Consider the following 22221-nt stretch of genomic DNA (forward strand, 5'->3'; position numbering starts at 1 on the left):
ATACCTTACAATTCGTCAGATTGATCCCTTCTGCATGCCCCTTCTTGCAGTCCTGACACCGCGGTACACTCGACGCACGCCGTATCAGGGTCCGACGCGCGACGCGCGCGCCGGGCGGCGTCGCGCCTCGTTGCGCCCACAACTGGATGCCCGCCATGCCAGATTCCCGTCCCTCGCCCCGCACGACATTCAAGCCGCAGGTCGTCCTGCCCGCGCTCGCGGTCATCGGCGCGCTGCTCGTCGTGTGCGCGCTGCTCCCGAGCGAAGCCGGCGCGCTGTTCTCCGCCGGCCAGCAATGGGTCGTCGCGCGTTTCGACTGGTTCTACGTGCTGGCCGTCACCGGCTTCCTCGTGTTTCTCGTGCTGATCGCCGCGAGCGGTTTCGGCAACATCCGGCTCGGCCCCGACGACGCCGAACCCGAATTCAGTTTCGTGTCGTGGACAGCCATGCTGTTCGCGGCCGGCATGGGTATCGGCCTCATGTACTTCGGCGTCGGCGAGCCGATGCAGCATTTCCTGAAACCGCCGACCGTCGACCCCGGCACGCCCGCCGCCGCGCGCGAAGCGATGCTGATGACCTTCTTCCACTGGGGCTTCCATGCGTGGGCGATCTACGGGCTGATGGGGCTCGTGCTCGCGTACTTCGGCTTTCGCTACAACCTGCCGCTGACGCTGCGCTCGGGGCTGTATCCGGTGCTGCGCGAGCGCATCAACGGCTGGATCGGCCATACCGTCGACGCGTTCGCGCTGGTCGGCACCGTCGCGGGCATCGCGACGACGCTCGGCTACGGCGTGATGCAGATCAGCGCGGGCCTGCATACCGTCGCCGGCTGGGACACGGGCAGCAATACGTTTCGCATCGGGCTCGTCGCGCTCGTCGTGATCCTCGCGGGGCTGTCGGCCGCAAGCGGCCTCGACAAGGGCGTGCGACGGCTGTCCGAGTTGAACCTGCTGCTCGCGTTCCTGCTGCTCGCATTCGTGGCCATCGCCGGCCCGACGGCGTTCCTGCTGCGCGCGCTCGGCGACAACATCGGCCAGTACCTGTCGAATCTCGTCGACCTGTCGTTCCGCACCTATGCGTATGCGTCGCCGCGCGAGGAAGGCTGGTTCGGCGGCTGGACGATCCTCTACTGGGCGTGGTGGATCTCGTGGTCGCCGTTCGTCGGCATGTTCATCGCGCGCATCTCGCGCGGCCGTACGATCCGCCAGTTCGTGATCGGCGTGCTGCTCGTGCCGACCGCGTTCAACCTCGTGTGGATGACCGTGTTCGGCAACAGCGCGATCTGGCTCGATACGCACGGCGCGGCCGGCGCGCTCGCGCAGACGGCTACCAGCGTCGATGCGCTGCTGTTCCGCTTCTTCGATTTCCTGCCGTTGTCGCAAGGGCTGTCGATCGCCGCGATCGTGCTGATCGCGGTGTTCTTCGTCACGTCCGCCGATTCCGGCGCGTTCGTGATCGACCAGATCGCGACGCGCGGCAACGCGCACTCGCCCGTCTGGCAGCGGCTGTTCTGGGCCGCGCTGCTCGGGGTGACCGCCGCGGTGCTGCTCGTCGCCGGCGGTCTCGGTGCGCTGCAGGCAATGACGCTGATCGCCGCGCTGCCGGTCGCCATCATCATGCTCGCGCTCTGCTACGGGCTGTGGCGCGGGCTCGCCGCCGACCGCGCGCACTATTCGCAGGACGTCGCGCCCGCGACGACCTTCTGGACCGGCCAGCACTGGCGTCACCGCCTGACGCACATCCTGCGGCAGACGACCGAGGCCGAGGCACACCAGTTCGTCGCCGAGACGGTCGAGCCGGCGCTGCGCAAGGTCGCCGACGAACTGCGCGCGAGCGGCGTCGATGCGCATGTGCAGCGCGACAGCGACGACGCCGTGCGGCTCACCGTGCCGACCGCCGAACACCGCGATTTCGTGTACGGCGTGCGCGTGACGGTGAAATCCGCAGCCGCGTTCCTGGTGCGCGAGGCGGCGGAGCCGGACGCGGCGTGGGCACACGTGTACGGGATCGTCACGTTCTTCGAGGACGGGCGGCTCGGCTACGACGTCGAATACCTGCGCGGCGACGAAGTGATCGCCGACGTGCTGCGCCAGTACGAACGCTACGTATCGCTCGCGGGCGACAAGCGCACGCATCTGCTGAGCCGCGCGCCGGGGCACGCGACGGAGGCCGAATGAACGCGCACGCCGCAGCCTTTACCGCGCCGCGCCGGTCCGCCACGTTCGACGGGGCCGCACGATGAGCGGGCTTCTGCAAAGCCGCTCCGCCGACATCGTCGCGCTCGGCACGCTCGCCGTGCTCTACCTCGGCGGCGCCGGCATCGCGCTGTGGCGGATTCGGGCCGCGACGCCGCGCGGCAAGGTCTACTGGATCGTCTGCATGACACTGCTGGCAGGTGGCGCCATCGCGATGGGCGGCAACCTGTCGCCCGCGCCGAACAGCGGTGAAATGCCGCCCGGTTTCGCGCTCGGCGTCGAGGCCGTCCTGCTCGGCCTCGTGTTCGTTGCCGCCGGTTGCGCGTGGCTGATGCTGCGCGCGCGGCGACGCTGACGCGCGCACATCGCGCGGCCCGGCTTTATCATCACGCGCAAACGGCAACGCGCCGGGCGGACCGGCCGCCGCCTCTTCCCCGATCCGTTTTATCGCAACGCGTTACGCGCGCGCCGTCACGAGCCAGCACGCCGCGTCGAAGCACACGTCCGCGCCATGAATGTACCGCTCGAACGCCGCGCGCACCGTATCGACCACGCGCCGCCGCGTTGCGTCGTCCGTCTCCAGCAGCGCCAGCCCGACCGGGCCCAGCCGCGCGATGTAGTCGTCCAGCGCCGGCTCGGGCAGCACGCATGCCATCTCGACCGGCTCGATCTCGACGTCGGCCCAGTCGCTGTCAGACAGCACCGATGCGATCCGCTGCCGATCGCCGAACGCGAACTGCCCCGGCGCACCGGGCCGTCGCGCGGGCAGGTTCGGCAGCAACGGCGCGGCGGCCCGCTCGGCCGTCGTCATGAACGGGTTGTCGGCCGCGCTGCGCCACGCGACGAACCGCATCTGCGCGTTCGGCCGCGCCGCGTGACGAAGGTTCGCGAACGCCCGCACCGGATCGTCGAAGAACATCACACCCAGGCGCGACACGATCAGGTCGACGCTCGCGGGCGCGAACGCATGTGTCTGCACATCCGCGCGCACGAAGCTGGCGTGAAGACCGCTACGTTCGGCGCGCGCCTGCGCGGCATCGATCATCCTGGCCGAGATATCGATGCCCGTGCATTGCGCCTGCGCGCCGAGCCGGCGCGCGATCGCGAGGGTGACCGCCCCCGTGCCGCAGCCGACGTCGAGCACGCTGCGCGCGGACGACGCGGCCGCCGCATCCGCGAGCAGCGTCTCGAACGGCGCGAACATCCGGTCGAGCGACGCCTGCGCATCGACCCAGGCGCGCCCCGACGGACCGTTCCACAGCGCGGATTGTTCGTCGTTGGGCCGGTTGGTTTCCATCGTCGATTCCCCTTCTGGTTCATTGATCATGAACCGGACTGTGCCGCTTCAAGCCGGCTTGAGGTCAAGACCCCGGCAGCGACGGGCCCGCCCCACACGCGCCCGGCCTCTTCATATTTCTTACATTTGTGCTGCGTATCGTTGACGACTTTCCTACGGTGCCTCCCATGCGACGACTCTTCCCGCGCGCACTGCTCGTGCGCTGCGCCCCTCTTGTTGTTCTCGCCGCGCTCTCCGCGTGTTCGAATCACATCGATACGCCGGCCGATCCGGCCAGCGCGTCGGTCAACGTCCAGGCCGCATGGGTCGAGATCGGCGACGCGAACCAGGCGATCGCGCGCGTCATCACGAACTACACGCCCGCGTCGGCCAGCGAGCCGCTGTGTCCGCAACTGACGGTCGACGGCAAACTGTCGCGCATGACGCTGCGCGCGGGCGCCGCGACCGTGGCCCAGCGGCCGACCGCCAGCGATCCGTCCGACTCGAAGCCGTCGAGCTTCCCGGTGTCCGTCTGCGAGACGACGCTACCGGCCGACGCGCAGGCGGCGAGCGTCGCGGGCCGCACGCTGCCGCTGCCGAAAGCGCAGCCGCAGCGCATCGCGATCATCGCCGACACGGGCTGCCGGATGAAGAAGGCCGACAACGCATGGCAGGCGTGCAACGACGCGACGGTCTGGCCGCTCGATACGATCGCGGCCAGCGTCGCGAAGCTGTCGCCCGACCTGGTGCTGCATGTCGGCGACTACCACTACCGCGAGAATGCATGCCCGCCGGACATCGCCGGCTGCAAGGACAGCCCGTGGGGCTATGGCTGGGATACGTGGCAGGCCGACCTGTTCCGCCCGGCCGCGCCGCTGCTCGCGAAGGCGCCGTGGGTCGTCGTGCGCGGCAACCACGAGGAATGCGCGCGGGCCGGCCAGGGCTGGTTCCGCTTCCTCGATCCGCGCCCGTATTCGGCCGCCCGCTCGTGCGACGATCCGGCCAACGACAACGACGCGAACTACTCCGAGCCGTATGCAGTGTCGCTCGGCAGCGGCTCGCAGGTGATCGTGTTCGACACAGCGAAGGTCGGCCGCACGCCGCTCAAGACGACCGACGCGCAATTCCGCATCTACCAGAAGCAGTTCCAGACGGTGGCGTCGCTCGCGTCGAAGGCCGGCATGACGACGACAATCTTCACGAACCATCATCCAATCCTCGCGTTCGCACCGATCGCCGGCAGCACGCCCGCGCCGGGCAACCTCGCACTGCAGTCGGTGATGTCGAGCCTCAACGCGCAGGCGTACTACCCGCCCGGCGTGCACGTCGCGCTGCACGGGCACGTGCACGACTTCCAGGCGATCAACTTCTCGTCGGGACACCCGGCGACGATCGTGTCCGGCAACGGCGGCGACAACCTCGACGTCGCGCTGCCCGACCCGTTCCCGGCCGGCCTGACGCCCGCACCGGGCGCCGTGATCGAGCGGCTGTCGCACAACAACAGCTTCGGCTTCCTGATCATGGAGCGCAACGCCGCACCGGCGACGGGCTGGGTGTTCCGCGCGTATTCGGCCGCAGGCAAGCTGCTCGCATCGTGCAACCAGTCGGGCACGACGCTCGCTTGCGACAAGACGGGGTTCATTGCGCCGTGAGTGACGAGGTTCGATGTGACGGCCGCGTTGCGCGCGGCCGGCAAACGCTGCATGCGCTTGCCGCGGCCGTGCTCGCCGGCCTGGCGCTCGCGGCCCATGCCGCGCCGGCCGACACGGTCCTGCTCCCCGGCGCGCCGCCGTCGCGCGTCGTCGACACGATCGGCAACGGCACGCCGCAGGTGACGGGCAAGATCGATGCGGCCACCGCGCGCTTCGCGCCCGACCCGACGCTCGTCGCGCTCGGCCGCCGGATTTTCTTCGACCCGCGGCTGTCCGAGCCGCGCGGCATGTCGTGTGCGGGCTGCCATGATCCGGGCCGCGCGTTCGCGCCGACGCTGTCGGCCGCATCGCTCGCGGGGCCCGGCGTGCCGGAAGGCAGTCGGCACGGGCGTTTCAGCCAGCGCAATGCGCCGTCGCTGCTCTATGTGCGCTACGTGCCGCGCCGCCACTTCTACCAGGACGACGATGCGCCCGCGCCGTCGCCGTTCGGCGGCCTGTTCAGCGACGGCCGCGCGGATACGCTCGCCGAGCAGATCCGCGGGCCGCTGTTCGATTCGAACGAGATGAACAACCGGTCGCCGGCCGCGCTGCTGCGCAAGGTCGATGCGACCGAGCTCGCGCCCGATCTCGCCGCGCGTTTCGGTGCACCGGTGCGGCGCGATCCCGAACAACTGGTGCGCGCGCTGGGTTCGGCCGTCGAGGCCTATCTTCAGAGCGACGAGATGGCGCCGTTCACGTCGCGCTTCGACACGTTCCTGCGCACGCGCAAGCCGCTTGCGCCTGCCGAGATGCGCGGCCTCGCGCTGTTCCGGAATCCGGACAAGGGCAACTGCATGACCTGCCATACGCTATCGGAGACCTCGAGCCGCCCGGAGCGCTCGCTCTTCACCGATTTCGGTTATGACGCTATCGCGGTGCCGCGCAATCGCGCGCTGCCGGCAAACCGCGATCCGCGCCATTTCGACAATGGGCTGTGCGACACCGCGCGTCGGCTGCGCTGGCCCGAGCCGACGCAATGGTGCGGCTACCTGCGCACGCCGGGGCTGCGCAACGTCGCGGTCAAGCAGACGTTCATGCACAACGGCGTGTTCACGACGCTGCGCGATACGGTCGCGTTCTACAACACGCGCTCGACCGACCCCGGTTTCTGGTACCACGGCGCCACGACGTTCGACGACGTGCCGGCCGCCTATCGCGGCAACATCAACGTCAATTCGACGCCGATGAATCGCCGGCCCGGTACGCCGCCCGCGCTGACCGACGCGGAAATCGACGACATCGTCGCATTCCTCGGCACGCTGACCGACGCGCGCTATACGGGCATCGCCGCGCCTGCTGCTCCCGCCGCACGGATCACCGGAGCCGCCGTGCCGGCGCGCTGACCCTGGCCGAACGGCCAATCGCACGCGCGCCCGCTTGCAGTCGCCTCATATACTGGTTATATTTACAGTACTGTATTTATGAACAGTGAGGTGCGCGATGGAACATCTGGTCCGTATCGTCAACGACACCGATCGCCAAGTGCTGGCGTGGCTTCGCGCGCAGGCCGGCGATGCCCGCGTCGAGCGCGCGGCGCGCCAGCTCGGGCATACGCGCAAGCCATTCCCGTCCGCCGTATGCCGGTATCTGGGCATGAGCGTGCCGGCTACGCTGCGCCCGGCCACCCAGCCGCGCGCCGCACGCGATTTCTCGGTTGGTGATCGTTACCTGTCGCTGATCCGCCAGCACCTCGCCACGCACTCGGCCGGCCGCTGAAGTGGCGGCGTCCGCCCGCTACGGTGGCACGGCAAGCCGAGGCTGGACGACCGCGAATGCACGAAGCCCGGCCGGCAGCCGCCGCGCTTACGCAGCAGCAGCCGCTTCGCGTATGAGGCGCCCGAGCGTTTCGAAAGCCGCCTCGTGCACCGCATCGAACACGCGCGTGCAGGCGAGCCGGATATAGGCGTCGAAGCGGTCGGAATTCGAGAAGATCGAACCGGGCGCGATCTTGACGCCGTGTGCCAGCGCGGCATCGAACAGCGCATCGGAACGCACACCGTCCGGCAACGCGATCCACAGCAGCATCCCGCCCGGCGGCTGGTTCATCCGGGTTCCGGCCGGGAAATGCCGTGCAATCGCGTCGATCGTCACGTCGCGCTGTACGCGCAACTGCTCGCGGAACCGGTGCAGATGGCGATCGAACGCGCCCGAGCCGACGAATTCGGCCGCAACGGCCTGCAGCAACGCGGCGTTGTGCCGGCTGTGGGCGAACTTCAGCATCTTCACGCGCGCATGCCAGCGCCCCGCGCTCACCCAGCCGAGCCGCATCCCGGGGGCCAGCACCTTGTTGAACGACGGGCAGTAAATCACCGTGCCGTCGCGGTCCCAAGCCTTGACCGGCTTGACCGTCTGCGGCGCTTCGACGAGCTCGCGATAAGGCTCGTCCTCGATCACGGCCACGCCGTGGCGCGAACACAGCGCGACGAGCGTGGCCTTGCGCTCGTCGGGCATCACGCAGCCGAGCGGGTTTTGCAGGTTCGGCACGACGACCACCGCACGAATATCCGGATACGCGGCCAGCGCCACTTCGAGCGCCTCGATCGACAGGCCGGTCGTCGGGCTGGCCGGGATTTCGAGCGCGCGCAGGCCGAGGCTTTCGAGCAACTGGATCAAGCCGAAGAAGGCCGGCGATTCGATCGCGATCGTGTCGCCGGGGCGCGCGACCGCACGCAGTGCGAGATTCACGGCGTCGACGCCACCGCTCGTCGACATCACGTCGTCCGGCGACACGGTCACGCCGTACGACAGCGCGCGTTTGGCCATCGTCTGCCGAAATTCGGGCGAACCGCCGACGGGCCCCGCGTCGGTCAGCAATGTGGGCTTGCGACGTAGCAACCGGATCGCCAGCGCCTGCAGGCGCTCGGTCGGATACAGCGTGGCCAGTGCGGACGCGCCGCCGAGATTCAATGCATCGGTCGCCGCGTTGGCGCGGTCGATCACGCGCGACACGCGTTCGTGCAGGCCCGCATACGGCGGCTCGACGCTCAGCGGCGGTCCGTCGCTTTCCGGCAGCGTGGCCAGCGCGGCTGACGCGCGGCGCCGCACGAAGTACCCCGAGCGCGGCTTTGCCTCGCACCAGCCCGTATCCTCGAGCCGGCGGAACGCCTGAATCGCGGTCGACAGGCTCACGCCGTGCTGCGCCATGAACGCGCGCACCGACGGCATCCGGTCGCCGGGCGACAGCGTGCCGGCCGCGATGATGCGGCGGTAATGCTCGGCGAGCCGTTCGTAAAGCGGCTCGCCGTCCATCGGCAAAAGCGTGCGGGATGCATCGGTAAAAGGCGTCATGCGGGCCATCGTGCCCGCGCGGCCAAGGGCACGCCAGATACAGATTCGGGGCAAACCCACCGATACAGCGATGAAAAATCGTCGCCTGCACCGCAACAGATTCCCGTCCCCTGAATCTGTCGTGCCCGTGCCCGTTTCCCTAACCTGATTGCACGCTGTCGCCTCGCCGTCGCGGGGCCGCGCAACCGGGAAAAGGAATCGCCATGCGGACGCAACATCTCCGGCTCGACGCCGGGCAAAGCCACTTTGCGTGGTTCGACAAGGGCAGCCAGGTGATCGTGCTGGACGGCGCACTCGCGGTGACGCTACGTCACGGCGGGCTCGACTGGCTACCCGACGCGCCGCAGTACGTTCGCCGCGTGCTCGACGAAGGCGAATGCCTGACGTTCGAGACGGCCGGCCACGTGGCGTTATCGGCCGGCGGCGCGGGCGCGGTCAGCACGACGGTCGTGGAACCTGCCGGCCGGCCCGGCGCACTCGCGGCGTGGCGCGCGATCCTGCGCCGGCTGTCCGGGCGGGTGCGTGGCGGCCATCATGCGCGCGAGCAGTCCTGACATCGCCACTTGCTTCGTCACGACGGGCGTCACGCAGCCACCGCGTCATTCAGCGATGTGCGGGCGCGATCCGGTCCGGCCATCCCCATCCGCAGACCTCAACGGCTGCCGCTGTCTGCCCGGCACGCGGCAGCGCCACGCTCACCGCGCGCTCCTGCGCCGCTCGGCCCATTCGAATACCGCCATCCCGGCCAGCATCGCGGCGACGAACACGATCCCCTTGGCCGACCCAAGGCCGATCGACACGATCGCGGGCCCCGGGCAGAACCCGGCAATCCCCCAGCCGATGCCGAACACGGCGCTCCCGGCAACCAGGCGCACGGTGACCGCCCTCGCGGCCGGCAACTGCATCGGCAAGCCGAGCCACGACCGCGTCCGGCGCTTCGCCCAGGCGAACGCGAACACGGCCACGCCCGTCGCGCCGGCCATCACGAACGCGAGCGACGGATCCCAGCGCCCCGCCAGGTCGAGAAAGCCGAGCACCTTCTGCGGATTGGCCATGCCCGACACGATGAGGCCGACGCCGAACAGCAGCCCCGCCAGAAACGCGAATCCTGCCTGCATGTCAGCCTCCCAGCACGTGCCGCCGCACGAATACGGTCACGAAGCCCGCGACCATGAAGACTGCCGTCGCGACCACCGAGCGCAACGCGCCGCGCGACATCCCGCAAACGCCGTGGCCGCTCGTGCATCCGCCTGCGTACCGCGTGCCGATTCCGACCAGCAGCCCGGCCGCCAGCAGGTCGAACCAGCCTGCATCGACCTGCGGCGTCAGGCCGGCTCCGGCGACGCGCATCATCAGCGGTGCGACGATCAGCCCGGCGACGAACGCGACACGCCAGTCGCGCTCGCCGGCGCTCGCCGTAAACAGGCCGCCGACGATGCCGCTGATGCCGGCAATCCGGCCGTTGAACGCAATGAGCCATGCGGCGGCAAGCCCGATCAGCACGCCGCCGGCGAGCGACAGCCACGGCGTGACATGAAGCGCATCAATCTGCACGTCGTTTCCCCTTCGCGGCCGGGCCGCAGAACTGTTCGTACAGCACGCCCATCACCGCGATCGCGGCCGGGCTGTCGAGCGAATAATGGATGTTCTTGCCTTCACGGCGCGTACGGACCAGCGCGTTGTCCCGCAACACGCCGAGCTGCTGCGACAGCGTCGGCTGGCGGATGTCCAGCTTCGTCTCGAGATCGCTCACGCACCGCTCGCCCTGCGACAGTTCGCACAGCAGCAGCAACCGATCGGGATTCGACAGCACCTTGAGCAGCGCGCAGGCCGATTCGGCGGCTGCGCGCATCTGGTCGGGCTCGGGCAGCCCGGCGGGAAGATCGTCGTCCATCAGCGCAGGATGACAATTAAAGAATCAATATTATATCAATTTATAGAATATTGATTCCGGCTGCTTGCCTGGCAGCGACCTTGTGCGCTCCTCGGGCCTGTTCAGGCTTGCTCGCCCGCGTCGCACTGGCGTGAACCGCGTCGAGCGCCAGCCTCCTGCCGATGGAGCGCCAAAGCCAGCGCGCGGTGTCGATGGTCTGGCACCCCGACAACGCGAATCGCGCGGCCGTGGCCGCGACGATCGAGTGCCTGTGCGCCTGTGCCGCGCCTCAGATGGGCGGATGGCCCAAAGTGAAGATGGAGTGAATGGCGCGGCCCGGCGCGAACCGGGCCGCTTCTCCGTGAAACATCACGCGCTGTCGCACGACGCCGCGCCGTCCAGCATCAGCGTGCCCACCCGCGCGGGCACGAGCGGTGTGCGCGGCGCGGGCGGCGTCCAGCCGAACAGCGCCTGCGCGGCCGCGCCGCACACGCGGCCCTGGCACGCGCCCATCCCGCAGCGCGACTGCAGCTTCGCGGCCGTCCAGCCCGGTTCGCGGGCGACCGCATCGAAACGCACATCCTCGCAGCGGCACAGCAGCGTATCGGGCCGCGCGAGCCGGCGTATCGGCTCGCGGATCGCGAAACGCTCGCGTACGGCATCTGCAAACGCCTGCCAGTGCGCTCGCCGCGCGACGAGCGCAGCCAACGGCGCCGTCTGCCCGGTCGCCGCATAACCGGCAATTTCACCTTCGACCATCGCCAGCTCGCTGCCGCCGACGCCCGTGCACTCGCCGGCTGCGAAGTGCCCGTCGCGGCTCGTGCGCTGGTGCGCATCGACCGCCACGGCACCATTCTCGATCCGGCAGCCGAGATGGCTCGGCAGCACGGTGTTCGGCACGAGGCCGAAACCGCACGCGAGCCGGTCGCAATCGACGTCGAACTCGCGATCGCCGTGGCGGATCCGCACGCGTTCGAGCCGCTTGTCACCGAACGCTTCGACAACGTGCGCATCCGGCCGATAGGCAGCCGTCACGAGCTTCGCGGCCTGCGCGAGCTTCGACGGCCAGCGCCACAGCCCCGCGCCGAAGCCGGCCACGTCACCCCAGGCGGCCTGTTCGAGCACATGCGACACGCGCGCGCCGGCCTGGCGTGCCGTCGCCGCGCTCGCCAGCAGCAGCGGCCCGCTGCCCGCGATCACCGTGCGCTGCCCGCGCACGTCGAGGCCGTACTTGATCAGTGCCTGTAGGCCGCCCGCGCCGGTAACGCCCGGCAGCGTCCAGCCCGGAAACGGCAGCAGCAACTCGCGGGCGCCGCAGCAGAGAATCAGCGTCCGGTAGTCGAGCAGCAGCCCGCGTTCGTCGTCCTCGAGCAGCAGCGTGCCCGGCTGGGTTTCGGCGACGATGCGCGTCGCCGCGAGATGCGTGACGTTCGGTTGCCGCAAGACGGCGAGACGTTCGGCGGCGGCCGGCGTCGGCGCGACAGTGGCCGCCTGCCGCCAGATCTGCCCGCCCGCACGCGGGTTGTCGTCGACGATCGCGACCGTCGCGCCGCTCTTTGCGGCAGCCCGCGCGGCCGACAGCCCGGCCGGGCCCGCGCCGACGATCGCGACGTCGACGCTCAGTCGTTCCTGTTTCATCGCGTCCGCTCCACCCGCATCCCGTCGCGGCACAGCGTCTGGCAAGCCAGCCGGCGCCGGCCGTCGATCGTCATCCTGCACTCCTGGCAGATGCCCATGCCGCAAAACGGCGCACGCGCCGCACCCGTGCACGACACGCGCGTCGTGTCGTCGCCGCTCGCCGCGACAGCGGCCGCGACGGTCGCGCCGTCGGCCACCGTCAGCGCGCGGCCGTCCAGATGAATGATCATGTCAGCGCTCCGGCTACGGGGGACGCGGTCAGGAAGCGTCCCGGCAAATACGGTTCGATCTCGATGGCCGGCCGTTCGCCGGTCATCAGCGCGGCAACGAGCCGCGCACTGCCCGGCGCCGTCGTCACACCGAGCCCTTCGTGCCCGACCGCGAGCCACACGCCCGGCCGCGCCGGGTGCTCGCCGAGCAGCGGCAGGCCGTCGGGGCTCGCCGAACGGAATCCCGTCCATGCGCGGATCCCGTTCAGGTCGGCCAGATCCGGCAGATAACCGACCGCGCGGCGCAGCATGCGCGCGAGCACGGGCGGCTCGACGCGGGCATCCTCGGTGTCGAACTGACGCGACGAGCCGATCAGCAACTGGCCGGTCGGCCGCGGCTGCACGTTGAACGCGACCGACGTGCCGTCGCTCGCGTGTGCGCTCGCCGCATAACCGAGTTCGACGAGCTGGTGCGACACCTGGCCCGGATAGCGGTCGGTAATGAGCAAATGGCCTTTTTTCGGGCGCAGCGGCAACTCGGGCAACAACGTGCGTGCCGCGACGCCGTTCGCGACGACCACGCGCTCCGCACGCAGCGTGTCGCCGCTCGCGAGCGTCACGCTCGGGCCATCGACCGCAACGGCCCTGTCGCGGCGCAACGTGATGCGCGGTGCGCGCTGCAACAGCCAGTTCGCGGTGACGGGCGCGTAGAGGATCGCGTCGCCGGGAATCTTCAGCGCGCCGCCGAGGCCCACGCGCAGCATCGGCTCCAGTTGCGCGAGCGGTGCCGCGCCGATCAACTCGCCCGCCACGCCGTGCGCGGCAAGCGTCGCCTGCTTCACGCGGGCCAGATCCATCTCGTGCGCATCGGCCGCGAGCCACAGCGTGCCGCAGTTGCGGTACGCGCAGCCTTCCGGCATCTCGCCGCTCAACGCGCGCCACAGCTCGATCGAGTAATGGCTCAGCGCGAGCTCCGCCGCGTTGTCGTCCATCGCGACGAGGTGGCCCATCCCCGCGCCGGTCGCGCCGCCGCTCGCGTCGTCGACGACGAGCACGCGCAGCCCGCGCTGCGCGAGTTCGTGCGCGCACGCCGCGCCGACGATGCCGGCGCCGATCACGACGACGTCGGTCCTTGTTTCGCTCACGACACGATGCCCCAGCCGAATGGATCGTCTTCCTCGATCAGCAGCGTCGCTTCCGCGCTCAGGTGCGCGCTGCCGCGGATCGTCGGCACAATGCCGCCGTCGGCCTGCTCGTAGCTCGCCTGGAACACGCTGCCGATCACGCTCGCCTGCCGCCACACCGTGCCCGGCGCAAGCTTGCCGTCGGCCGCGAGGCACGCGAGCTTCGCGCTCGTGCCGGTGCCGCACGGCGAACGGTCGTACGCCAGGCCCGGGCACAGCACGAAGCTGCGGCTGTCGTGCGCGGGATCGTCGGCGAACAGCTCGATGTGGTCGATCTCACCCCCGTTCGCGCCGGTGATGCCCGCGCGTTCGAGCCCTTCGCGCACGGCCGACGCATACGCGGTGAGCGCCGCGACGTTGTCGCCAGCGACGCGCTGCCCGTGATCGCTGATCAGGAAGAACCAGTTGCCGCCCCACGCGATGTCGCCTTTCACGGGGCCGTAACCCGGCACGTCGACCGCGACGCCCTGCGCGTGGCGATACGCGGGCACGTTGCGCACGCTGACCGACAGGTCGTCGTGCAGCGTCGCCTCAACGGTGCCGACGGGCGTTTCGATCCGGTGCATGCCGGGACGAATGCGCCCCATGTGATGCAGCGTGCGCACGACGCCGATCGTGCCGTGCCCGCACATCCCGAGATAGCCGCTATTGTTGAAGAAGATCACGCCGGCCGCCGCGTCGGGCGACACGGGCTCGCACAGCAGCGCGCCAACCAGCACGTCGCTGCCGCGCGGCTCGAGGATGCACGCGGTGCGGTAACGGTCGTGCTCGCGCGCGAGCACGTCGCGGCGCTCGGCCATGGTGCCGTTGCCGAGCGACGGAAAGCCGGACACGACGAGCCGAGTGGGTTCGCCGCCCGTGTGCGAATCGATGATCTGGATGCGCTTCATCATGAGCCTTCCGAAGTGGGGAAAGGAGCATAGCTTCCTCTGTCGCGCGTCCGTCCGCTTGTGGCTTTTCGATGAGGACGACGACGAAATCGGCATAGCGCGAGGCGTCCTTCGCACGCCGTCCGGCCGCTGTGCCGATTTCGTCATTTTGCTCCGCGATACGACTCAAGCGTGATGGGCATTTGCGCGGCGATACTGGTTGCCACACCGACACACCTGTCGGCCGACCGATACGAACGTAGGAGATTTCAGTGAGCCGCAAAGCCATTCAGTGGACCGGGGTTTTCCCGGCCGTCAGCACCCAGTTCAAGCCGGACTTTTCCCTCGACATCGACGCCACGCACCGCGTGGTGAAGAACCTGGTGAACGACGGCGTGTCGGGCCTCGTGGTCTGCGGCACGGTCGGCGAAAACACGTCGCTGTCGACGAGCGAGAAACTCCAGGTGATCGAAGCCGCGCGCGACGCGGCGGGCGGCAAGATTCCGGTGATCGCCGGCATCGCCGAATTCACGACCGAATTCGCGCGCAACACGGTGCGTGAAGCACAGCGCGTCGGCGTCGACGGCGTGATGGTGATGCCCGCGCTCGTCTACTCGGCCAAGCCGCACGAAACCGCCGCGCACTTCCGCGCGGTCGCGACGAGCACCGACCTGCCGGTGATGGTCTACAACAACCCGCCGATCTACAAGAACGACGTGACGCCCGACGTGCTGATCGCGCTGCAGGACTGCGAGAACATCGTCTGCTTCAAGGATTCGTCGGGCGATACGCGCCGTTTCATCGACCTGCGCAATGCGGTCGGCGATCGCTTCGTGCTGTTCGCGGGCCTCGACGACGTCGTGGTCGAGAGCATTGCCGTGGGCGCCGAAGGCTGGGTGTCGGGCATGTCGAATGCGTTCCCGAAGGAAGGCGAGACGCTGTTCCGCCTCGCGAAGCAGAAGCGTTTCGACGAGGCGCTCGCGCTGTACCGCTGGTTCATGCCGCTGCTGCACCTCGACGCGCGCCCCGATCTCGTGCAGTGCATCAAGCTGTGCGAAGAGCTGGTCGGCCGCGGCAGCGCGATCACGCGTCCGCCGCGCCTCGCGCTGCAAGGCGATACGCTCGCGGAAGTGAAGGCGATCGTCGCGAAGGCGCTCGAAACGCGCCCGGCACTGCCCGACGTCGGTCTCTGATCGATTCTCCCCGGCGGCGGCGCAAGGCTTTCCCCCCTCGCGCCGCCGCCTCCGGTCCGGCATGGCCCGCACGGGCCCGCCCCGGTCGTTCGAACCGGGCGACGCCGGCCGGCAGGCGTGCGCCGCTGCTCCGTCGGAGCGCGGCGCACTCGACGCCTGCACCGCCCTTCCCCCAGGAGACAAGCCCATGCCAGGCCAAGGCAATGCTCACCCGTCCGTCCCGCTTTCCGGTTCCGCGCACCCCGACGCGGGTCACGGCAAGTTCAAGAAACAGCTGTCGCTGACCGATCTCACGTTCATCGGTCTCGGCGCCATTTTCGGTTCGGGGTGGCTGTTCGCCGCGAGTCACGTATCGACGATCGCGGGCCCGGCCGGCATCTTCTCGTGGCTGCTGGGCGGCTTCGCGGTGCTGCTGCTCGGCATCGTCTACTGCGAACTCGGCGCCGCGCTGCCGCGCGCGGGCGGCGTGGTCCGCTACCCGGTGTTCTCGCACGGCCCGCTGCTCGGCTACCTGATGGGCTTCATCACGCTGATCGCCTTTTCGAGCCTGATCGCGATCGAGGTCGTCGCCGCGCGCCAGTATGCGGCCGCATGGTTTCCGGGCCTGACCGTTGAAGGATCGAGCGACCCGACGACGATCGGCTGGCTCGTGCAGGCCGCGCTGCTGTGCTTCTTCTTTTACCTGAACTATTCGAGCGTGAAGACGTTCGCGAAGGCGAACAACATCATCAGCATCTTCAAGTTCATCGTGCCGCTCGCGGTGATCGGCGTGCTGTTCACGTTCTTCAAGCCCGCGAACCTGACCGTGCACGGCTTCGCGCCGTTCGGCATGCCGGGCATCGAGATGGCCGTGTCCGCGGGCGGCATCATCTTCGCGTACCTCGGGCTCACGCCGATCGTGTCGGTCGCGAGCGAGGTGCGCAATCCGCAGCGCACGATCCCGATCGCGCTGATCCTGTCGATCCTGCTGTCGACGCTGATCTACGTGCTGCTGCAGCTCGCGTTCATCGGCAGCATTCCGACCGCGATGCTCGCCGGCGGCTGGCATGACGTGAGCAAAGCGTTCTCGCTGCCGTACCGCGACATCGCGCTGGCGCTCAGCGTCGGCTGGCTCGCGGTGATGGTCGTCGCCGACGCGATGATCTCGCCGAGCGGCTGCGGCAACATCTACATGAACGCGACACCGCGCGTCGTCTACGGCTGGGCGAAGACGGGCACCTTCTTCAAGGTGTTCACGCGCGTCGACGAAGCGTCGGGCATCCCGCGCGCGGGCCTGTGGCTCACGTTCGGCCTCGCGATCTTCTGGACGATGCCGTTCCCGTCGTGGGAAGCGCTGATCAACATCGTGTCGGCCGCGCTGGTGCTCAGCTATGCGGTCGCGCCAGTATCGGTCGCGGCGCTGCGCCGCACCGCGCCCGACCTGCCGAGGCCGTTTCGCGCGAGCGCGTTCGGCATCACCGGGCCCGCGTCGTTCGTGATCGCCGCGCTGATCGTCTACTGGTCGGGCTGGAGCACGGTGTCCTGGCTGCTCGGCCTGCAGATCGTGATGTTCGTCATTTATCTCGCGTGCCGTCGCTGGGTGCCGACCGCGCACCTGAGCCTCGCCGAACAGGTGCGCTCGTCCGCGTGGCTGATCGCGTTCTATGCGGCGATGATCGTCCTGTCCTATCTCGGCGGCTTCGGCGGCACGGGCCAGCTCGCGCATCCGTACGACACGGTCGTCGTCGCGGCCGTCGCGCTCGTCATCTACTACTGGGGCGCCAACACGGGCGTTCGCTCCGACAAGCTGCAGCTCGACGACGACGAAGACTGACGCGCCCGTCTCCCCTTTCACACCATCCCTTCGGCCGGGCGCCCCATGCCCGGCCCCTGTTTTTTCCGAGGAAAGCCATGCAAATCACAGGTCAGCTCCTGATCGGCCCGTCCGCCGTCACCGGACAGAACGGCACCCTTCACGCGATCGCCGCCGCGACCGGCGAACGGCTCGACCCCGCTTTCGGCGGCGCGAGCCTGCACGACCTGGAGACGGCCTGCGCGCTCGCCGACGACGCGTTCGACACGTACCGCGAAACCAGTCTCGACGCACGCGCCGCGTTTCTCGACGCAATCGACCGCCACATCATGGCGCTCGGCGACGACCTGATCGAGCGCTGCGTCGCCGAAACGGGCCTGCCGCGCGCCCGCGTCGAAGGCGAGCGCGGCCGCACGGTCGGTCAACTCGGGCTGTTCGCGTCGCTCGTGCGTGACGGCGGTTTTCTCGATGCGCGGATCGATCCGGCACGCCCCGAGCGCAAGCCACTGCCGCGCGTCGACCTGCGCCTGCGCAACGTCGCGGTCGGGCCCGTCGCCGTGTTCGGCGCGTCGAACTTCCCGCTCGCGTTCTCGGTGGCCGGCGGCGATACGGCGTCGGCCCTCGCGGCCGGCTGCCCGGTGATCGTCAAGGCGCATTCCGCACATCCGGGCACGTCGGAACTGGTCGGCCGCGCGATCCAGCAGGCCGCGCGCGAATGCGGGATGCCGGCCGGCGTGTTCTCGCTGCTGTTCGACGCGTCGCGCGAGATCGGCCAGGCGCTCGTCGCCGATCCGCGCATCAAGGCCGTCGGCTTCACCGGCTCGCGCCGTGGCGGCGTCGCGCTGATGCACATCGCGGCTGCGCGCCCCGAGCCGATTCCCGTCTATGCGGAAATGAGCTCGATCAATCCGGTACTGCTGTTGCCCGCCGCGCTCGATGCGCGCCACGCTACGATCGCGCCACAGTTCGTCGCGTCGCTCGCGCTCGGCGCCGGCCAGTTCTGCACGAACCCGGGCCTCGTGCTTGCGGTCGACGGCCCCGCGCTGCGCGCGTTCGAAGCCACGGCGGCCGATGCCGTGCGCGCGGCTGCTGCGCAGACGATGCTGACGCCGCCCATCCATGCGAGCTACGCGCAAGGCGTCGCGACGCTGCGCGATCACGAGGCGGTCGAACTGCTGGCGGAAGGCGCCGAAGGCGGCCGCCATCAGGCCCGCGCGGCGCTGTTCGCGACGTCGGCCGACGCGTTCATCGCGCGCCCCGAACTGCGCGAAGAAGTGTTCGGCCCCGCTTCGCTGATCGTGCGTTGCCCGGACGCCGACACGCTGCATCGCGTACTGAAGTCGCTCGAAGGCCAGTTGACGATCGCCGCGCATCTCGCCGACCGCGACGCGTCGCTGTTCGCCGCGCTGCGCCCGACGCTCGAGCGCAAGGCCGGCCGCATTCTCGTCAACGGTTTCGGCACGGGCGTCGAGGTCGGCCATGCGATGGTGCACGGCGGCCCGTTCCCGGCAACGTCCGACACGCGCACGACGTCCGTCGGCGCACGCGCGATCGAGCGCTTCCTGCGCCCCGTGTCGTATCAGGACCTGCCGGACGCGCTGCTGCCGGACGCGCTCCGCGACGGCAATCCGCTGAACGTGCCGCAACGCATCGACGGCGTCCCCGCACTGCGGGAGGTGAACCATGTCTGAGCACACCGCCGAAGTCGTCCTGTCGCTCGATGAGGTCCACGCGCTCGCGCTGCGCGTGCTGACGCACAACGGGATGTCCGACGCGCATGCGCATGCCATCGCCAACGTGATCACGCAGGGCCAGCGCGACGAATGCCATTCGCACGGCGTGTACCGGCTGCTCGTATGCGTGCGTTCGCTGCGCAAGGGCAAGGTCGATCCGCAGGCCGTGCCGACGCTGCGCCGGCTGTCGTCGTCGATCGTCGCGGTCGACGCGCATCGCGGCTTCTCGCTGCTGAGCTTCGAAACCGGGCTGCCCGTGCTGGTCGAGATGGCGAAGCAGCACGGGATCGCCGCAATGGCGATCAACCACTGCTACCACTTCTCCGCGCTGTGGCCCGAGGTCGAGGCGATCGCGGCCGAGGGGCTGGTCGGCATCGCGATGAACCCGAGCCACAGCTGGGTCGCACCGGAAGGCGGGCGCGAGCCCGTGTTCGGCACGAACCCGATCGCGTTCGCGTGGCCGCGCCCGGGCGGCGAGCCGTTCGTGTTCGATTTCGCGACGAGCGCGATCGCGCGCGGCGACATCGAGCTGCATGCGAAGCAAGGCAAGGCGATTCCGCCGCACTGGGCGATCGACGCCGACGGCCAGCCGACCACCGACCCGAAGGCGGCGCTGCAGGGCGCGATGCGCACGTTCGGCGGTCACAAGGGCTCGGCGCTCGCGGCGATGGTCGAACTGCTCGGCGGCGCGCTGATCGGCGACCTGACGAGCCGGGAATCGATGGATTTCGACGAAGGCGTCGGCGCGACGCCGTGCCACGGCGAGCTCGTGATCGCGTTCGACCCGAAGGTGTTCCTCGGCGACGATCTCGACGCGGGGCTCGCGCGCGGCGAGCGGATGTTCGGCTCGATCGTCGCGCAGGGCGCGCGGCTGCCGTCGCAACGGCGCTTCGACGCCCGCGCGCGCAGCATCGCGAACGGCGTGCGGATTCCGAAGGCGCTGTACGACGAGATCCTGACGCTGCTCGACTGACGTCGGCGGGCGGCGGCGCGCTTTCGTCGCCGATCAACGCGCGATCCGGCCGCCTCCCGGACGGGTCGCGCGGGTGTGCCGCAGCCGCCCGCGCGTTGCACGCCGGGCACGCCGCACGCGCCGGTTGCCGGCCCCGTGGGCGCCACGCTCCCGGCGGCTGTGGGATAATCGTGCGGTTTGCCCAGGGCGCAGCTCAAGAGGTTGTTCGCACGGGCGCGAGAGAGGCCTTTAATCCCGTGCCTCCACCCTTTTCCCGCGATATTTCTTCAGCAACGACAATGCCCATTTACCGTTCCAAAACCTCCACCGCCGGTCGCAACATGGCAGGCGCGCGCTCGCTGTGGCGCGCCACCGGCATGAAAGACGACGATTTCTCGAAGCCGATCATCGCGGTCGTCAACTCGTTCACGCAATTCGTGCCCGGGCACGTGCACCTGAAGGATCTCGGCCAGCTGGTCGCGCGCGAGATCGAGGCCGCCGGCGGCGTCGCGAAGGAATTCAACACGATCGCGGTCGACGACGGCATCGCGATGGGCCACGACGGCATGCTCTATTCGCTGCCGAGCCGCGACATCATCGCCGACTCGGTCGAGTACATGGTGAACGCGCATTGCGCGGACGCGATGGTGTGCATCTCGAACTGCGACAAGATCACGCCGGGGATGCTGATGGCCGCGATGCGCCTGAACATTCCGGTGATCTTCGTGTCGGGCGGCCCGATGGAAGCCGGCAAGACGCGCCTCGCGAACCCGATCACCAAGACCGTCGAACTGAAGAAGCTCGACCTCGTCGACGCGATGGTGATCGCGGTCGACCCGTCGTATTCCGACGCCGAAGTCGCCGAAGTCGAACGCTCGGCCTGCCCGACCTGCGGTTCGTGCTCGGGCATGTTCACCGCGAACTCGATGAACTGCCTGACCGAAGCGCTCGGCCTGTCGCTGCCCGGCAACGGCACGGTGGTGGCCACGCACGCCGATCGCGAACAGCTGTTCAAGCGCGCCGGCCGCCGCATCGTCGAACTGACGCGCCAGCACTACGAACAGGACGACATGCGCCTGCTGCCGCGCTCGGTCGGCTTCGCGGCGTTCGAGAACGCGATGACGCTCGACATCGCGATGGGCGGTTCGACCAACACGATCCTGCACTTGCTGGCGATCGCGCAGGAAGCCGGCATCGACTTCACGATGAAGGACATCGACCGCCTGTCGCGCACCGTGCCGCAGCTGTGCAAGGTCGCGCCGAACACGAACAAGTACCACATCGAGGACGTGCACCGCGCAGGCGGCATCATGGCGATCCTCGGCGAGCTCGAGCGCGCCGGCAAGCTGCACACCGACGTGCCGACCGTGCACGCACCGACGCTGAAGGACGCGCTCGACCAGTGGGACATCGTCCGCACGCAGGACGAAGCGGTCCGCAGGTTCTACCTGGCCGGCCCGGCCGGCATCCCGACGCAGATCGCGTTCAGCCAGGACACGCGCTGGCCGAGCCTCGACCTCGACCGCGCCGAAGGCTGCATCCGCTCGTACGAGCATGCGTTCTCGAAGGAAGGCGGCCTCGCCGTGCTGACGGGCAACATCGCGCTCGACGGCTGCGTGGTGAAGACGGCCGGCGTCGACGAGAGCATCCTCGTGTTCGAGGGCTCGGCTCACGTCACCGAATCGCAGGATGAAGCGGTCGAGAACATCCTGAACGACAAGGTCAAGGCCGGCGACGTGGTGATCGTGCGCTACGAAGGCCCGAAGGGCGGCCCCGGCATGCAGGAAATGCTCTACCCGACGAGCTACATCAAGTCGAAGGGGCTCGGCAAGGCTTGCGCGCTGCTGACGGACGGCCGCTTCTCGGGTGGCACGTCGGGCCTGTCGATCGGCCATTGCTCACCGGAAGCGGCAGCAGGCGGCGCGATCGGCCTCGTGCGCGACGGCGACAAGATCCGCATCGATATCCCGAACCGCACGATCGACGTGCTGGTGTCGGACGAGGAACTGGCGCGCCGCCGCGAAGAGCAGAACGCAAAGGGCTGGAAGCCGGCGCAGCCGCGCCCGCGCAAGGTATCCGCGGCGCTGAAGGCCTACGCGAAGCTGGTCATGTCGGCCGACAAGGGCGCGGTGCGCGACCTGTCGCTGCTCGACGACTGACGGGACGGGCGCGGGCTGCAAAGCGCCGCCCGCTCGCCTGATCCAGAAGCCGCTCTACGGAGCGGCTTTTTTTCGTCCGGCGCCGGGAGAAACCGCGGCGCTGCCGCCGTCAGTGACGGAACTCGTCGGTGCCGCCACCACCTCCGCCTCCGCCTCCGCCTCCGCCTCC

20 protein-coding genes are annotated in these 22221 nt (G+C 69.3%); 11 read left to right on the forward strand and 9 right to left on the reverse strand.

Going from position 1 to position 22221, the window contains the following annotated elements:
* Positions 1-155 precede the first annotated feature (155 nt).
* On the forward strand, positions 156-2177 hold the full coding sequence (locus VL15_RS10880) for a BCCT family transporter (RefSeq protein ID WP_048245488.1): 2022 nt from the start codon (positions 156-158) through the stop codon (positions 2175-2177).
* Positions 2178-2238: 61 nt separating this feature from the next.
* Complete coding sequence (locus VL15_RS10885; RefSeq protein ID WP_048245489.1) at positions 2239-2550, forward strand: membrane protein; 312 nt, start codon at positions 2239-2241, stop codon at positions 2548-2550.
* Between the two features lie 102 nt (positions 2551-2652).
* Here the strand turns inward: VL15_RS10885 and VL15_RS10890 are convergent, their stop codons facing one another.
* Entirely contained in the window at positions 2653-3492 is an 840-nt protein-coding gene (locus tag VL15_RS10890) for a class I SAM-dependent methyltransferase (RefSeq protein WP_048245490.1), read from the reverse strand.
* Between the two features lie 167 nt (positions 3493-3659).
* On the opposite strand from VL15_RS10890, the gene VL15_RS10895 reads away from it, so the two are divergent.
* The 3 genes from VL15_RS10895 to VL15_RS10905 all read left to right on the forward strand — a co-directional run bounded on the left by VL15_RS10895 (position 3660) and on the right by VL15_RS10905 (position 6878).
* Positions 3660-5123 (forward strand): metallophosphoesterase, encoded by a 1464-nt coding sequence (locus VL15_RS10895; RefSeq protein WP_048245491.1) that lies wholly within the window; start codon positions 3660-3662, stop codon positions 5121-5123.
* Entirely contained in the window at positions 5120-6505 is a 1386-nt protein-coding gene (locus VL15_RS10900) for a cytochrome-c peroxidase (protein WP_048245492.1), read from the forward strand. Before VL15_RS10895 ends, VL15_RS10900 begins: the two co-directional genes overlap by 4 nt.
* A 97-nt stretch (positions 6506-6602) precedes the next feature.
* Positions 6603-6878, forward strand: a complete 276-nt coding sequence (locus tag VL15_RS10905; protein ID WP_048245493.1) for a hypothetical protein — start codon at positions 6603-6605, stop codon at positions 6876-6878.
* An 87-nt stretch (positions 6879-6965) separates the two neighbouring features.
* Here the strand turns inward: VL15_RS10905 and VL15_RS10910 are convergent, their stop codons facing one another.
* Positions 6966-8450 (reverse strand): PLP-dependent aminotransferase family protein, encoded by a 1485-nt coding sequence (locus VL15_RS10910; protein ID WP_419188659.1) that lies wholly within the window; start codon positions 8448-8450, stop codon positions 6966-6968.
* A 203-nt stretch (positions 8451-8653) separates the two neighbouring features.
* On the opposite strand from VL15_RS10910, the gene VL15_RS10915 reads away from it, so the two are divergent.
* The gene (locus VL15_RS10915; RefSeq protein WP_048245495.1) at positions 8654-9004 is read left to right on the forward strand and encodes a hypothetical protein; all 351 of its coding nucleotides are present in this window, start codon (positions 8654-8656) and stop codon (positions 9002-9004) included.
* A 141-nt stretch (positions 9005-9145) separates the two neighbouring features.
* On the opposite strand, the gene VL15_RS10920 is transcribed toward VL15_RS10915, so the two are convergent.
* From VL15_RS10920 to VL15_RS10950, 7 genes are all read right to left on the reverse strand, one after another.
* Positions 9146-9568 (reverse strand): DUF6691 family protein, encoded by a 423-nt coding sequence (locus VL15_RS10920; protein ID WP_048245496.1) that lies wholly within the window; start codon positions 9566-9568, stop codon positions 9146-9148.
* Position 9569: 1 nt separating this feature from the next.
* Entirely contained in the window at positions 9570-10004 is a 435-nt protein-coding gene (locus VL15_RS10925; protein WP_048245497.1) for a YeeE/YedE family protein, read from the reverse strand.
* Entirely contained in the window at positions 9994-10344 is a 351-nt protein-coding gene (locus VL15_RS10930; RefSeq protein ID WP_048245498.1) for an ArsR/SmtB family transcription factor, read from the reverse strand. The genes VL15_RS10925 and VL15_RS10930 overlap by 11 nt, the downstream gene beginning before the upstream one ends.
* Before the next feature lie 348 nt (positions 10345-10692).
* Positions 10693-11961: an NAD(P)/FAD-dependent oxidoreductase gene (locus VL15_RS10935; RefSeq protein WP_048245499.1), complete on the reverse strand. Its 1269-nt coding sequence runs from the start codon at positions 11959-11961 to the stop codon at positions 10693-10695.
* Entirely contained in the window at positions 11958-12191 is a 234-nt protein-coding gene (locus VL15_RS10940; RefSeq protein WP_011658575.1) for a 2Fe-2S iron-sulfur cluster-binding protein, read from the reverse strand. Before VL15_RS10940 ends, VL15_RS10935 begins: the two co-directional genes overlap by 4 nt.
* Entirely contained in the window at positions 12188-13315 is a 1128-nt protein-coding gene (locus VL15_RS10945; protein WP_048245500.1) for an NAD(P)/FAD-dependent oxidoreductase, read from the reverse strand. Before VL15_RS10945 ends, VL15_RS10940 begins: the two co-directional genes overlap by 4 nt.
* Entirely contained in the window at positions 13312-14244 is a 933-nt protein-coding gene (locus VL15_RS10950) for a 4-hydroxyproline epimerase (protein WP_048245501.1), read from the reverse strand. Before VL15_RS10950 ends, VL15_RS10945 begins: the two co-directional genes overlap by 4 nt.
* Positions 14245-14495: 251 nt before the next feature.
* On the opposite strand from VL15_RS10950, the gene VL15_RS10960 reads away from it, so the two are divergent.
* The 5 genes from VL15_RS10960 to ilvD all read left to right on the forward strand — a co-directional run bounded on the left by VL15_RS10960 (position 14496) and on the right by ilvD (position 22052).
* Positions 14496-15416, forward strand: a complete 921-nt coding sequence (locus VL15_RS10960) for a dihydrodipicolinate synthase family protein (protein WP_011547925.1) — start codon at positions 14496-14498, stop codon at positions 15414-15416.
* Positions 15417-15603: 187 nt separating this feature from the next.
* Positions 15604-17229, forward strand: coding sequence for an APC family permease (locus VL15_RS10965; RefSeq protein ID WP_048245502.1), 1626 nt, complete (start codon positions 15604-15606; stop codon positions 17227-17229).
* Between the two features lie 77 nt (positions 17230-17306).
* The gene (locus VL15_RS10970; RefSeq protein ID WP_048245503.1) at positions 17307-18899 is read left to right on the forward strand and encodes an aldehyde dehydrogenase (NADP(+)); all 1593 of its coding nucleotides are present in this window, start codon (positions 17307-17309) and stop codon (positions 18897-18899) included.
* Positions 18892-19914, forward strand: coding sequence for an Ldh family oxidoreductase (locus tag VL15_RS10975; protein ID WP_048245504.1), 1023 nt, complete (start codon positions 18892-18894; stop codon positions 19912-19914). The genes VL15_RS10970 and VL15_RS10975 overlap by 8 nt, the downstream gene beginning before the upstream one ends.
* Before the next feature lie 278 nt (positions 19915-20192).
* Entirely contained in the window at positions 20193-22052 is a 1860-nt protein-coding gene (gene ilvD / locus VL15_RS10980; protein ID WP_048245505.1) for a dihydroxy-acid dehydratase, read from the forward strand.
* Positions 22053-22221 lie beyond the last annotated feature (169 nt).

Source organism: Burkholderia cepacia, assembly GCF_001039005.1.
In the GTDB taxonomy this organism is placed as follows: Bacteria; Pseudomonadota; Gammaproteobacteria; order Burkholderiales; family Burkholderiaceae; genus Burkholderia; species Burkholderia theae.